A 13,220-nucleotide genomic window follows, 5' to 3' on the forward strand; every position below is an offset into this window, starting at 1 on the left:
TCGATAGATGCTCGATGACTCCTTTGAAGCTTGCCGTACTGCCCGCCCTGTTCGCCCTCGCCGTTTGCCAGACCACCACCGCCGGTACTGTCTCCTCCGCATCGTTCCAGGCCTCCTTCGTCATCCACGAAGCGTGCACCGTCGTCTCGCAGCGCGGCAGCGCCCAGGTGCGCTGCCAGCACAACACGCCCTATTTTCTGCACCAGCAGGCAACGTCATCGGGCGCCGGCCTCGTCACCGTCACGTTCTAGAAATAAATCGTTGCCGTCACCGTATCCTTGTAATCGCCAGGGCGCGGCGACACCTGCGCCGGCACCCGGCCGTAGATCGTCAGCGGCACGCTGGCGCCCGTTCCCGTCCCCGTCACCATGCTCGTGCCTGCCGTGCCATCGCCCCATGGCGCACCATCGAGGGTGGCGGACAGCAAATAGCTGACCTTGTCCGTCGTCACCGTGTTCTTCATTTGCCGGTTGGCCACATTGGCCGCCACGCTGCCGCCGTTCAGGGCAATCTGATAGGCATTGTTATTGACGCAGCGCACCGACAAGGTGCTGGTACTGCGCAGGTTACCCGTCAGGATGGAGGCGTTAGCAAACGCCATCGGCGTGGCCGTGATGGTGCAATCGTTGACGGCCGTGGCATTCACCGTGAAACCGAAGCTGCCGCTGCTGGCCGTGCACCCCTGCAGGTTGACGAGGCCATACGTGGTGTAGGTGTAGGTGCCCACGCCGGCAAAGCTCGACGTATAGACGGTATTGGCGTTGGCGACCGTGGGCACGGCGGCCAGGGCGGTGCCGGCAGGAATCTTCGCGTACACGGTAAACGTCGTCGAATACGTGCCGGGCGGGGCCAGCAAGCCTGCCGACAGGATCAGGCCGAAGGTCGATGGCGCGCCCGCCACGCCGGCGCCGCCCCAGATCTTCGCCGTCGCATACGAACTGTCCACGTACACGTTGTATTCCATGCGGTTGCTGCCATTGCCCAGGTTGCGCGGCAGGGCCGAGGTGGAATTCGTGCCCAGCCCCAGCGAGATGCACACTTGCGCATTGGGCGTGAGCAACTGCCCCAGATTCAGGGATGAAAACACGCAGCTGAAGGTCCCCGTTGCCTGCGCAACATAATCGCTGCCGGAAATCGGGCTGACGTTGCCAAAATCGATATTCGTCATGCTGACCGAGCAGGTATCGGCCTGCGCCGCCCCGCCCCAGGCACAGCCCAGCAGCACGGTCAGCCAGAGCAGCAGGCGGCGCATCAGCGGCCTGCCCCGGCGCTGGCAGCGGCGCAGCGCAACGGCCCGATCACGGGCAAGCCGCCCGCGACCGGACGCACATAGGCAAAACGCAGCGTGCATGCGCCGTCGCCCTCGCCGACTTGCAACTCGTTTTGTTCGAGCAGGTCGTCGACGAAAACGATGCCGTCGAATCCCACCACCGTCTGCTTGCCGCTTTGCACGTGCAACACGGGCAAGCCCGTGGCCAGCGCTTTGCCCTGCGCATCCTGGACGATGACGGTGGCCGCGCTGTAGCGCTCGATGGGAAAGGCCGCCAGCACGCCCGCCAGGTATTGCGGCACGACATTGATATTACTCACAGGCACCCGCGCATCAACATCAAGCTCATCCGTGGCGATGCTGACCTGGTTATTGCCATAGGGATTCAAATTCGGCACCAGCAGATAACCGCCCCTGCCCGTCACGCCGATCTGGCGGTTTTCATGCAGCACAGGAATATTACCCACGCCGCCCGTGGAGACCAGCGCAAAACCGTTGCCCACCTGGCGCGCCGCCTCGACATGGCCATCCATCAGCACCAGCGCGCCGGCCGCGCCCAGCGAAGAGGCACTGCCCATGCTGCTGCTTTGCGTGCGCGCGCTCACGCGGCCGTCGTTGCCCAGGTATTCCACTTGCGCCTGCCGGTAGGCATTGCTGCCCGCCGTGCCAGCCTGCACGCTCCAGCCGAAGCCGCCGCCAAAGTCCGCCGCGCGCTGCGCGCTGACGCTGCGGCCGCTCTCGCCGTTTTGCCGGCTGCTGTTCACGCTGAGGGCCAGATTGTTGTCGAAGGCCATGCTCAAGCCAAAGTAAAAGCCCCGCTTCTCGCGTTGCCGCAAGTCCTGGAACAGGCTGGCGTTGAAGAACAGGCCGTGGAACAGGGTGGCCGAATAGCCCACGGTGGCCAGTTTCGATGGCGGCGCGCCAGGCGTGCGGTAGCTGATATAGCTGCTGCTGATACTGCTTCCTGCAGGCAATGGCAAGCTGACGGTGAGGCGGTCGGCCGCGCGCACCACGGGGCTGCCGTCGCGCGAGGCCAGGTCGCCAAAGCCGGCGCTGGCGCGCACGCTTTGCGCATCGACGCTGAAGCGCGGCCCCAGGTATTGATAGCCGGCGCCCAGCTGCGCGCCGCGGCTGCGGCCGGCGCTGGCCGACAGCGAACCGCTCAGCACGCCCGCCTGGCCCAGCCGCACCAGCGCGCCCGCCCCCGCCTGATACAGGCCGGCGGCCAGTTCCGCATGGCCTTCGAGGGTGAAGCTGTCGCTGACGCCGTGGCGGCCGGAAGCGCTGGCAACCAGTTGCCGTTCATAGCCGAACAGGCGACGGCCATAGTCGCGCCGCACGGCGCCCGCCTCGACCGAGTAATCGCTCAAGCCGCTGGCCAGCATGCGCGTATCGACATACAGGGGCAGCACGGTCGTCACGCTGCGCCCCAGCGCATCGCGCGTGATAATGGTGGCTTGCCCTGCGCCATTGATGCCGGCCACCTGGTTCAGCACGAATGGCCCGCTGGGCACGCTGGCAGCATATTGCTGCACGCCATTGACATACAGGCTCAGCGACGAAGGCACGAGCGCCGTGCCATCGACGGAAGCGACGGGAAAGGTCAGCAAGTCGGGACGCAGCTGGAAATTCTTGCGCCACTGCACGCCGCCGACGCGCACGGCGCGGCTCCAGCTCAGCGACGAAGAAATCAGGTCGCCAACTTGCCACGTTTGCAAGGTGTCGGGGTCGGCGTGGCTCCAGAAGGTGTCAAAGCGCATGTACTTGCGCTGGTCCGACCCCAGGTTCACCGTGCCGGTATTGCTGAAGACGCCGCTGTCATTGAAGTAGCGCAAGTCGTTGAAGATGGCGGCGCGCCGCGTCCGGCCCAGTTCCGCATAGGCTTCGTAATTGAGGACGGCACCGGGCGTGACCGTCGATGGCGGCGTCTGCGCCGCCGTGCGCGCGCTGATGCGGTAAGGCGAGCGCAAGTCGTCCGCCACCCGCAGCGACACGCTCTGGCGCGCCGCATCATATTCATAGCTGAGTCCGGGAATCGCGTCGAGCGCCACCTCGGTCTGACCGGGTGCGACCAGGCGCGCGGGGTCCAGCCCCAGCTGCTGCAAGTTCGCCACACTGCTGCGCAAGCCTTTGCCCACCTGGGTAAAGCGCAAGATCAGCCCGGTTGATTCAGCATTCACAGTGACCTCCAGATACAGTTCATTCGGCGCCGCCGGATCGCTGGGCAAGCTGGCGGGACCCGGATCGGCGCCCGTCAGGCCCGCCGCGCCATCGGCCCTGGCCAGCGGCGCCATGACCAGCAACAGCCACGCTGCCAGTGCGCGTTTCATGGTGTGGCCGCTTGCGCCCGGGGCGCGCAGCAGGCCGCCCCGTCATGGCAGCCATGTTCAAGGTGTCGAAGTCTTGGCAATGAGTGCCTTGGCATTCACATTTACCGCAATACTCAACGGCCCATCCAGCTCGGCCTCCCTGGCAACGGGCAGGCGCCAGACGCGCATGCGTGCCGCCAAGACATAACCAAACAGTCCCTTGCTGATGACAAACTCCTTGCCCGCCGGGTTCGTCAACGTCATCGCACCGATCTGCGCATGGAAATTGCCGCTGTTCTTGATGCGCAACATCCACTCGCCCTGTTCGCGGAAAACTTGCCAGTCGAGCACTTCCTTGCCCGGCGCACCGGCCGGCAGCACGAACACGGGCACCGAATAGCGCAGGCGGATATCGACGCCGCTGCGGCCCGCCTCATCCTCGCGGCTGACTTCATCGATGAGCACGCGATACGTCTTTTCCTGCGCGACAGGGCCAGCCAGGGCACGCACGAGGCGGATGGTCTGCCGGCTGTTGGCGGCGATTTCGACGATCGGCGGACTGGCCACCAGCTCCTGCGTCGGCGCCAGCGTTTCCTCGCCATCGCGCTGGTCCCAGACGAATACCCGCACTTGCCCGTAGATGGGCTGGTCACCGAGGTTTTGCAGGGTGAGGCCGGCCGCATTCTGCGCCGCGCGCAAATTGAGCGTCACCGGCGAAATCTGCAGGCTGGCACCGTGCGCGCCCGCGGCGCAGCAAGCCAGCAGCGCCAGCACGCCTTTCATCAGGGAAACAACACCGGCCTTCACGCGGCGCCTGGCTTAAAAGTAAACGGTGGCCGTGATGGTCGACTTGTAGGTATCGGGCGCCGGTGTCGCCTGCGGCGGAATATTGCCGTACACCGTGATCGGCTGCGAGGAGCCGTTGCCCGTGCCACCGACGGTATTCGTGCCCTGGGTATCGCCCCACAAGGTGCTGCCGGCCGTCTGGTACAGATTGAATTGCACCGTTCCCAGGTTGCCGCCGGTACCGCTCAGGTAGCGCGTCGTGCCGGTCGAGCCGGTGCCCGTTCCCGCCGTCAAGCCCACGTTATACAGCGTGGTATTGGTGCAGGTGACATTCACGGTCGTATTGACGTTCACGGCAGTAGCCAGTACACCCTGACTTTGGCCAAAGTCGAGATTGGCCGCCGCGATGGTGCAATTGGCGATGATTTTCAGGGTAACGTCGAAGGTGGTATTGGCGCTGCCATTCAGATACACGGCTGCGTCGGCGCCACGCGGCAAGAGCGCCGTGGCGGCAATCGCCACGCTGGCGGCGACGATAAGACGGGGGAAAATAACTCGCAACATGATACCTCCTGATGATGGAACATCATTAATGAGCCCGCCAATTTGAGGGGCATCGAGGATAGTCACGGTATTGCCGGCGTTTTCTTGGGCACGCAAACCAGGACGACAAAATACAGGTGCCAGGAGTCGGGAACCCGGGGACTCCGGCACTTTTTGCAGCATTGGCAAAACAGATTTTTTGGCAATCGACATTGCTTAAAATCAATGCACGAATGAATTATTGGCGATCTGGGAAATCCGCGCTTCTTCTGGCGGAGAAACATCTTTTGAAACACGAGAAAAGCAGAAAAAAAAGAAAAAGCGAGGCATAATAAGCCACAACTTGCTATTTGGTTAAGTCATCCATGCCATGCCATTGACCAGCGAAACCATCAAAAAGAACATCTTGCTCGTGGACGATTCCGCGTTCGAGCAGCGCATGCTGATGGAGCTGCTCAGCGAGCAACCCTACCGTTTCAGCATCGCGTTCAACGGCTACCAGGGCTACCAGCTGGCGCTGGCCACGCACCCCGACCTGATCCTGCTCGATGTGCGCATGCCCGAGATGGATGGCTACACGGCGTGCCGTTTGCTCAAGGCCAATCCCGAAACGGAGCAGATACCCGTGATCTTCCTCAGCGGTGCCGATGCCGCCAAGGAACGCGTCATGGGCTTGCAGGTGGGGGGCGTCGACTACATTTCGAAGCCATTTACGCCGGAAGAACTGGCCGCGCGCATCCATATCCACCTGGGATTGATGCGTAAAAGCAACAGTACCCTGCCGGCGACGCCGCCGATCAGCGACAAGCTGCAGCATCCCGACCTGGTCTTCGTTAATGCCGTAAAGCAACTTATTCTCGACAACCTGGGCAGCCTGCCGAACCTGTCCGAAATCGCCCGCAGCGTCGGCACTTACCGCGAAAAGCTGACCCTGATGTTCCGCGAGCAGACGGGCATGACGGTCTTCGCCTTCATCCGCGAAGCGCGCATTGCCCGCGGCGTGGAATTGCTGCAGCAGACGGACATCGACGTGCAGGATATCGCCCTGCTGATCGGCTTTCACAACGCGGGCAACTTCGCCACGGCCTTCCGCGAGCGCATGGGTGTCACGCCCAGCGCCTACCGCCAGCGCCTGCAGGAGCAGACGGGCCAGCGGCAGGCGGCGGGTGGCTAGAACTTGTAGTTCAGCTTGAGCGCCGCAACGCGTCCGCGCGGGTCGGCCTGGGTAAAGTCAAAGCCGGTGGAGGCATAGTCCCAGGGCGCGCGCTTGTTGGCCAGGTTTTGCACGATGAAGGTAACGTTCGCCTGTGGCGTCACCTGCCAGCTGCTGGTCGCGTCAAAGGTGCTGAAGGCGGCCACCGATTCATCGAGGTGCGTCTCCTGCGCATAGCTGCCCACATAGTTCCAGGTCAGGGTCGACGACCATTTCCCCTGTTCCCAGGTGGCCGAGCTGACGCCGCGCCACTTCGGAATGGAACCGAAGTGATTGGTGCCGGCGCCATTGGTGAGCGGCGCGCCATCGGACAGCGGCTCGGCAAAGCGCAGCACGCGGCTCAGCTGACCTGCCAGGGTCAGCTTGCCCCAGTCCTTGTCGACAAAGCGCTGGCGCAGGTCGATATCGATGCCCGACACTTCGCGCTGGCCCTGGTTGCGGAACTGGCGGTACAAGGTCGTGATGCGTCCATCGGCACCGCGCGTGATCTGTTGCGGCGCCGTGCCTTCATTCTCGAGGATGGTGGTGGCGCTGGCCGTGCCGATCACGCCATCCTGCTTGATGCGGTAGTAATCGAGGCCGATGCTCGAGCTGCTGGTGGGCGACACCACCACGCCCAGGTTCAGGTTTTTCGAGCGCTCGGGGCGCAGGTTCGGATTGGCGATCGTCATCACCGTCACACCGCGCGCCTGCGTCGGCGTCAGCGGATCGCGGGCATCGATCACGCTGGTATAGCTGACGGCCGTGCTGTCGGTGATTTCCGGCAGCGACGGGGCGCGGAAGGCGCGTGAAACAGTGCCGCGCAGCAACAACCATGGCGCCGCCTGGTAGCGCGCGCTGGCCTTCGGCGAAAACGCATTGCCGAAGTCGCTGTAATGGTCGGCGCGGCCGGCCACGTTGACGGACAGATCCTTCACGACGGGCACGTTGAATTCGGCGAACAGGGCCGACACATTGCGCGAGCCGTTGATGATGTTGAGCGCGGGGCGCAGTTCCGTGCCCGACAGCACGGCCGTCGAGGTTTGCGAATCCATCTTTTCGCGGCGCCATTGAGCGCCGGCGGCAAAGCCCAGCGGGCCAGCTGGCAAGTCCCAGATATCCTTGGCCGCCGAGAAGTCGAGCGTGTCGAGCGTCGATTCGGCCGGGCGCAGGGTCGACAGGCGCAGGCGGTTGCGCACCGCTTCGCTGTTTTGCGATTGATCAAAGAAATTGTAGCTGCCTTCGGCCAGCACTTTCTGGAATTCGTAGCGGTTGACGAAGTTCTGCACCGTTTCCTCCAGCTTGCTGCTGGAATGGGCCACGGCCGTATCCCAGTCCCAGCCCGCCCAGGTGCCCTTGGCGCCGGCCAGCGCGCGGTAGAAGGTGACGCGGTCCTGCTTCAGGCGCGGCCCCAGGTCGAACAGGGTGGCCGTGAAGGGCAAGGGCGTCGTGCCCGGATTGTTCGGGTGCCCCACGGGCAGCACCACGGGGATGGTGTCGAGCAGCTTGGTGCTGTTGTTCCACACGCGCGTGGCGTTATTCACGCTCAACGGCGCGCTGAAGGTCTGGTCGGCGCGCGAATAACTGTGCAGCAAGTCGACATAGGCTTCCGTGTCCGCGTTCAGCTTGAGGGTGCCGCGCAGCGAGGAGTGGATGCGCTGGATGCCCGGAATCAGCGTTTTATACGGCGCCGGATTGTAGGCCAGCACCTGGCCGCTGCGATCGGGATTGATATCGTTGTACGGCACCAGTTGCAGCGGGCCGCGCACGCCGCCCAGGGTCTGCGTGGGATCGTTGCCCGCGTAATTCGTGACAGCCCAGCCCAGGCTGCCGCGCTGCTGCTTGCGGTAATCGGCATCGCGCAGCCATGCCACGTCGCTTTGCTGCAGCTTGTCGCGCTGCTGCGCGTCGACCGAGAAGACCACGCTGTAGCCATCTTCCTCGAGCTTGCCGAAACCCGTTTGCAGCGCCGCGCTCTTTTCATGCTGGCCCGTGCCTTGTGTCGAGCCGCCCCATTGCGCCGTGATGTCCGTGCCCGTGAATTCCTTGTACAGGATGATGTTGACCACGCCGGCCACGGCGTCGGAGCCGTACACGGACGAGGCGCCATCCTTGAGCACCTCGATGCGCTGCACGGCCGCCATCGGCAGGCTGTTCAGGTCGACGAAGGTCTGCTGCAAATCCTGCGCCGTGGCATAGCTGGCCACGCGGCGGCCATTCACGAGGATCAGGGTGTTTTGCTGGCCGATGCCGCGCAGCGACAGGCCCGAGGTGCCGGCCGAGAAACTGCCCGTATATTGCTCGTTGTAGCTGTTGCCGCTGTTGGCGGAGATGGCGCGCAGCACGTCCGACACGCTGGTCTTGCCGCCGGCTTTCAATTCCTTGGCCGTGATGACCTGCACGGCGCTGGCGCCCTCCTTTTCGCTGACGCGGATATTCGATCCGGTGACATTCACGCGCAGCATGTCGTCCTCGGCATGGGCAAGGGTGGTGACAGCGGGAAAGGCGGCGGCGATGGCAAGACTGATGGCGAGTGGTTTGAACATGGTTTCCTCTTATTGGGATTGCAGCCTTTTTCCGATAAAAAAGGCCGAGCAGGGGCACGCGGACCGGGTGGGCCAGCGGGCAAACGACAACGAAATGGATGGAGTGACTTAGGGGATGCGTGGACGGGCACGCACCGGCATCCACTGCGCCATGCATTGCATGGTCAGTTGATGACAAGTAGCGTAAAAACTGGCAAAAGGGGTAGAACGCAACATAAAAGACACCGGTAAGCGGGGAAAGGCCACTATATCCCGGTATCTTTATCGCGTGAACGAATTAAAAATTGATTGTATATACGATTTGAATCTAAGGACTTGTCGTTTGACAACATTCAAGCATCGGCATGCGCCACTGGCGCCAGCGCCGCGCGGCGCGCCTGCACGCTCCACCAGTACCAGGAAACCACGGCATTGACCCAGTAAGCGGCATACAGCACGGCCGTCAGGTGCAGACCGCGGCTGTAGTAGAGCGGCACGGCCACGGTGTTGACCAGCAGCCAGAAACCCCAGGTTTCGATGCGCCGGCTCATCAGCAGGAATTGCGCGATGATGCTAAATACCAACACTGCCGAATCGATGAACGGCGCGTAGGCATTCGTAAAGCGGTGCAGCAGCATGCCGTAGATCACCACGGAAGCGATGCCGGCCGGCACCACCCACGCCAGGCTGCGCCAGCCCGTGCGCGTGATCGGCAACGGCTTGCCGCCGGCGCCACGCCGCCATTGCAGCCAGCCGATGACGCAGGTGACGATGAAAAACAGTTGCAGCATCACGTCGGCGTACAGGTTGACCTGGAAAAACAGCACGGCAAACAGCACGCAGCCGACCAAGCCGATCCACCAGGAATGAATATTGTTGCGTCCGGCCAGGATGATGGAGGCAGTCATCAGTACATTGGCGGCGATCTCGAGCGGGGCAGTCAAGCGGTCTTCCTTTGCGGGGCAGTGGTGGCACCGCGCCACTATAGCCGATTACACTGCACGGTGTTCGCCGCGCCGGAGGGGATTTCCATGGTGGAAAGCGGCAAAAAACGCGCAAACATCGAGGAAATGCGAACCAGGCCCGCCTTCCGCAGCCTCAGCTCTTGACTTCCGCGGCCATTCTGGCAAATTGAATATCAAGTTGAAACTCCTGGAAACCTCCACATGCGCATGCGCCATCTCCTGTTTGCGGCAATGCTCGGCATAACTGCCCTGCCCGCCGTGGCTTGCCGCATGACGATGGCGCTGGAACAGTGGCCGCCGTATATCTACCGCGATGCCCGGGGCCGCTTTACGGGCCTGGACCTGGAGTTGCTGCAAGCCATTTTCAAGGAAGCCCGGTGCACCCTCGTCACCTTGCCGGAACTGCCCACCGCGCGGCGCCAGCTGCTGTTCCAGAAAGGGGGGCTGGACCTGATGCTGGCCGCGTCCGAGACGCCGGAACGCCAGTCCTATGCCCGCTTTTCCCTCTCGTACCGCGACGAAGCCGTGGGCCTCTTCAGCAAATCCGGCGCGCCCGCCGGCCACCGCCAGATCGCCAGCTTTGCGCAGCTCATGCGCGGCAACTCGACCTTGCTGGCGCCCAAGGTGGGCTGGTATGGCGCGCAGTACGCGGCGGCCCGGCCGGCGCTGGAAAAGGCCGGCCGCCTGAATGCGTTCGGCAGCTTCCAGCAAGGCGTGCGCATGCTCGATGCGGGCCGCGCCGACCTGCTGCTGGGCGACGTGCTGGCCGTGCGCCACGAAGCGCGCCTGCAGGGCGTTGCCTTGCACACCCTGCCCTTCCTCATCCTGCGCGCCCCCGTGCACCTGATGCTCAATGCGCGCACGACCAGCGCCGACGACCTCGCACGCCTGAACGCCGCCATCACGCGCCTGGAACAGCGCGGCGCGCTGGCGGCGATACGCAGCAGCTACGAAGCGCCGTAGCCGCGGTCAGCCCTTGCTGGCCGCTTCGAGGATTTCCAGCTTCGTTTCACGGCCGTTCTTTTGCACGCCCTGCGCCTTGTCGTAGCTTTCGATCAGGGCGCGGTACGGCGGCACGATGTGGTCCGTCATGATGGCGGCAAACTCCATCGCATCGGCGCGGTTCCAGGTGCTCATCACTTCAGCCAGCACGGCATACGTGTCGATCGGCACGGCGCCTGCCTGCGTCACGCGCGCCATGGTGATGTCGGTGGCCATCTTCGACCAGTTGCCCGAGGCGTCGATGATGGCAAACACCTTGTAGCCGGCCGCCAGCGCGCTGATGGTGGGGAAGGCCATGCACACGCTGGTGAGCGTGCCGGCGATCAGCAGGGTCTTGCGGCCCGTCTTTTCGATGGCGTCGACCCAGGCCGGATTGTCCCAGGCATTGATCTGGCCCGTGCGCGGGATGTAGACGGCTTCCGGGTTGAAATGGTGGATTTCCGGGATCAGGGGGCCGTTCGGGCCGTCGGGTACGGAAGCGGTGGTAAACGTCGGCATGTTGGCCAGGCGCGACAGCTTGGCCAGCGCCGTGACGTGGCCGCGCAGCACATGCTGCTCGATATCGCGCACCAGCTGGAACAAGCCGCTCTGGTGGTCGATCAGCAGCATGACGGCGTCGTCGGGATCGATCATCGGGGGCAAACCGTTGAAATTGGCGGGGGTGCTCATGGTGGTCTCCTCAAAAAACCATGCCGCGGGATGCGGCATGGGTACTGCACACACTACTTCTCGATGCGGGCGAAGCGGCCGCTGTTGAAATCCTCGAACGCCTGCGCGATTTCCGCTTCGCTGTTCATGACGAAGGGGCCGTGGCCGACGATGGGCTCTTCAATCGGCTCGCCGCTCAGCAGCAGCACCACGGCGTCGTTGTTCGCTTCGATGGTGATGCTGTCGCCATCGCGCTCGAACAGCGCCATCTGCGCTTCGCGTACCACGCTCTCGCCGTTGACCAGCACCGTGCCATGCAGGACGATCAGCGCCGTGCTCCAGCCTCGGGTCACGGGCAGCTGCGTCAGCTTGCCCTGGGCCAGGCGCAGGTCCCACACCTGCATCGGCGAGAACGTGCGGGCCGGGCCATGCTGGCCGTCGAAGTCGCCGGCGATCACGCGCACGGAACCGGCATCGTCCGGCAGCGCCACGACGGGAATGGTGTCGCTGGTGATGGCCTGGTAGCCGGGCGCCGTCATCTTGTTTTTCGCTGGCAGGTTCACCCACAGCTGCACCATTTCCAGGGTGCCGCCCGACTGCGTGAAGGCGGGCGAGTGAAATTCTTCATGCAGGATGCCGGCGCCGGCCGTCATCCATTGCACGTCGCCGGGACCGATCACGCCGCCCTGGCCCGTCGAATCGCGGTGCGCCACTTCGCCCTTGTAGACGATGGTCACCGTTTCAAAGCCGCGGTGCGGGTGCGAGCCGACGCCGGGCGGACGGGTGCCGGGCGCAAACTCGGCAGGGCCTGCATAGTCGAGCAGCAGGAAGGGGCTCAGCTGCTTGCCATGGCCGTTATACGAAAACATCGAGCGCACGGGGAAACCGTCGCCGACCCAGTGCTGGCGGGGTGCGCTGTAGATACCTGTGACTGTGTTCATCTCGATCTCCTGTTGGGGTTTGCATTACGATGAAGACAGAATACGCTTGCAACGATGAAGGCGGTAGACAGTAAAATATGCCATCAGCGTTCCAAAAATAGAACGATCAAGGAGGCGGCATGCAGGATCTGAACGACTTGTATTACTTTGTGCAGGTGGTCGACCATGGCGGTTTCGCGCCGGCCGGGCGCGCGCTGGGCATGCCGAAATCCAAGCTGAGCCGGCGCATCGCCCTTCTGGAAGAGCGCCTCGGCGCGCGCCTGCTGCAACGCACGACGCGGCATTTTTCCGTCACCGACGTGGGCCAGACGTTTTATGAACATTGCAAGGCCATGCTGGTGGAAGCGGAGGCGGCGCAGGAAGCCATCGAGCTGACGCGGGCCGCGCCGCGCGGCACGGTGCGCCTGTCCTGCCCCATCGCCCTGCTGCATACACTGGTGGGTCCCATGCTGGCCGGTTTCATGCGCGCGCATCCGCAAGTGACCCTGCTGCTGGAAGCGAGCAACCGCCGCGTCGACCTGGTGGCCGAAGGCATCGACGTGGCCATCCGCGTGCGCCCGCCGCCGCTGCCCGACAGCGACCTGGTGCTGCGCGTGCTGGCCGAACGCAGCCAGTGCATGGTGGGCAGCCCGCTGCTGTTCGCCGGCGCGTCCGCGCCGCAGGCACCGGCCGACCTGGCCGACTGGCCCAGCCTGGCCCTGGGCACGCCGCAACAGCACTACCAGTGGGATTTGCATGGCCCGGACGGCGCACGCGCCCAGCTGCGCCACGTGCCGCGCTTCGTCACGGGCGACATGCTGACCTTGCGCGACGCGGCCGTGGCCGGCGTCGGCGTGGTACAGCTGCCGACCATGATGATCACCGAGCAGGTGGCCGATGGCAGCCTGCTGCCGCTGATGGAGCAGTGGCGGCCGCAGCGCGAAATCATCCACGCCGTGTTCCCGTCGCGGCGCGGCCTGCTGCCGGCCGTGCGCGCGCTGCTCGACTACCTGGCGCACGGCTTCGCCGCGCTGGAGGAAGAGTGAGGGTTTTCAGGTAC

Annotated in this window: 12 protein-coding genes; 4 read left to right on the forward strand and 8 right to left on the reverse strand. The window is 64.0% G+C overall.

Annotation, left to right across the window (positions count from 1 at the left end; translation table 11 throughout):
* Positions 1–14: 14 nt before the first annotated feature.
* Positions 15–251 (forward strand): hypothetical protein, encoded by a 237-nt coding sequence (locus tag OX460_RS17725; protein ID WP_289899467.1) that lies wholly within the window; start codon positions 15–17, stop codon positions 249–251.
* Here OX460_RS17725 and OX460_RS17730 read toward each other — a convergent pair.
* Genes OX460_RS17730 through OX460_RS17745 form a run of 4 tightly spaced genes read right to left on the reverse strand, consistent with a single transcriptional unit; the run spans position 248 to position 4,929 of the window.
* A complete protein-coding gene (locus tag OX460_RS17730; RefSeq protein ID WP_289899468.1) occupies positions 248–1,252 on the reverse strand; it encodes a spore coat U domain-containing protein in 1,005 nt (334 codons plus the stop codon). The two genes, OX460_RS17725 and OX460_RS17730, sit on opposite strands and share 4 nt — an antisense overlap.
* Entirely contained in the window at positions 1,252–3,600 is a 2,349-nt protein-coding gene (locus OX460_RS17735; RefSeq protein WP_289899469.1) for a fimbria/pilus outer membrane usher protein, read from the reverse strand. Before OX460_RS17735 ends, OX460_RS17730 begins: the two co-directional genes overlap by 1 nt.
* A gap of 57 nt (positions 3,601–3,657) precedes the next feature.
* Positions 3,658–4,386: a fimbria/pilus periplasmic chaperone gene (locus tag OX460_RS17740; RefSeq protein WP_289899470.1), complete on the reverse strand. Its 729-nt coding sequence runs from the start codon at positions 4,384–4,386 to the stop codon at positions 3,658–3,660.
* A gap of 12 nt (positions 4,387–4,398) precedes the next feature.
* Entirely contained in the window at positions 4,399–4,929 is a 531-nt protein-coding gene (locus OX460_RS17745) for a spore coat U domain-containing protein (protein WP_077399020.1), read from the reverse strand.
* A 349-nt stretch (positions 4,930–5,278) separates the two neighbouring features.
* Between OX460_RS17745 and OX460_RS17750 the strand changes: the two genes are divergently transcribed.
* Positions 5,279–6,082: a response regulator gene (locus tag OX460_RS17750; protein ID WP_289899471.1), complete on the forward strand. Its 804-nt coding sequence runs from the start codon at positions 5,279–5,281 to the stop codon at positions 6,080–6,082.
* Here the strand turns inward: OX460_RS17750 and OX460_RS17755 are convergent.
* Positions 6,079–8,646, reverse strand: a complete 2,568-nt coding sequence (locus OX460_RS17755; RefSeq protein WP_289899472.1) for a TonB-dependent receptor — start codon at positions 8,644–8,646, stop codon at positions 6,079–6,081. The genes OX460_RS17750 and OX460_RS17755 overlap by 4 nt on opposite strands.
* A 332-nt stretch (positions 8,647–8,978) precedes the next feature.
* Positions 8,979–9,569 carry a nicotinamide riboside transporter PnuC gene (gene pnuC / locus OX460_RS17760; RefSeq protein WP_289899473.1) on the reverse strand — a complete coding sequence of 197 codons (591 nt, stop codon included), beginning with the start codon at positions 9,567–9,569 and terminating at the stop codon, positions 8,979–8,981.
* A 252-nt stretch (positions 9,570–9,821) separates the two neighbouring features.
* Here pnuC and OX460_RS17765 point away from each other — a divergent pair, with 252 nt between their 5' ends.
* On the forward strand, positions 9,822–10,553 hold the full coding sequence (locus OX460_RS17765) for a transporter substrate-binding domain-containing protein (RefSeq protein ID WP_289899474.1): 732 nt from the start codon (positions 9,822–9,824) through the stop codon (positions 10,551–10,553).
* A 6-nt stretch (positions 10,554–10,559) separates the two neighbouring features.
* Here OX460_RS17765 and OX460_RS17770 read toward each other — a convergent pair whose 3' ends face one another.
* Together OX460_RS17770 and OX460_RS17775 are read right to left on the reverse strand one after the other, a co-directional pair.
* Positions 10,560–11,261 carry an isochorismatase family protein gene (locus OX460_RS17770; protein ID WP_289899475.1) on the reverse strand — a complete coding sequence of 234 codons (702 nt, stop codon included), beginning with the start codon at positions 11,259–11,261 and terminating at the stop codon, positions 10,560–10,562.
* A 53-nt stretch (positions 11,262–11,314) separates the two neighbouring features.
* Positions 11,315–12,181, reverse strand: coding sequence for a pirin family protein (locus OX460_RS17775; RefSeq protein ID WP_289899476.1), 867 nt, complete (start codon positions 12,179–12,181; stop codon positions 11,315–11,317).
* A 119-nt stretch (positions 12,182–12,300) separates the two neighbouring features.
* Between OX460_RS17775 and OX460_RS17780 the strand changes: the two genes are divergently transcribed.
* On the forward strand, positions 12,301–13,206 hold the full coding sequence (locus tag OX460_RS17780; protein WP_289899477.1) for a LysR family transcriptional regulator: 906 nt from the start codon (positions 12,301–12,303) through the stop codon (positions 13,204–13,206).
* Positions 13,207–13,220 lie beyond the last annotated feature (14 nt).

This window comes from Janthinobacterium sp. SUN033 (assembly GCF_030397595.1).
Lineage (GTDB): Bacteria > Pseudomonadota > Gammaproteobacteria > Burkholderiales > Burkholderiaceae_D > Janthinobacterium > Janthinobacterium kumbetense.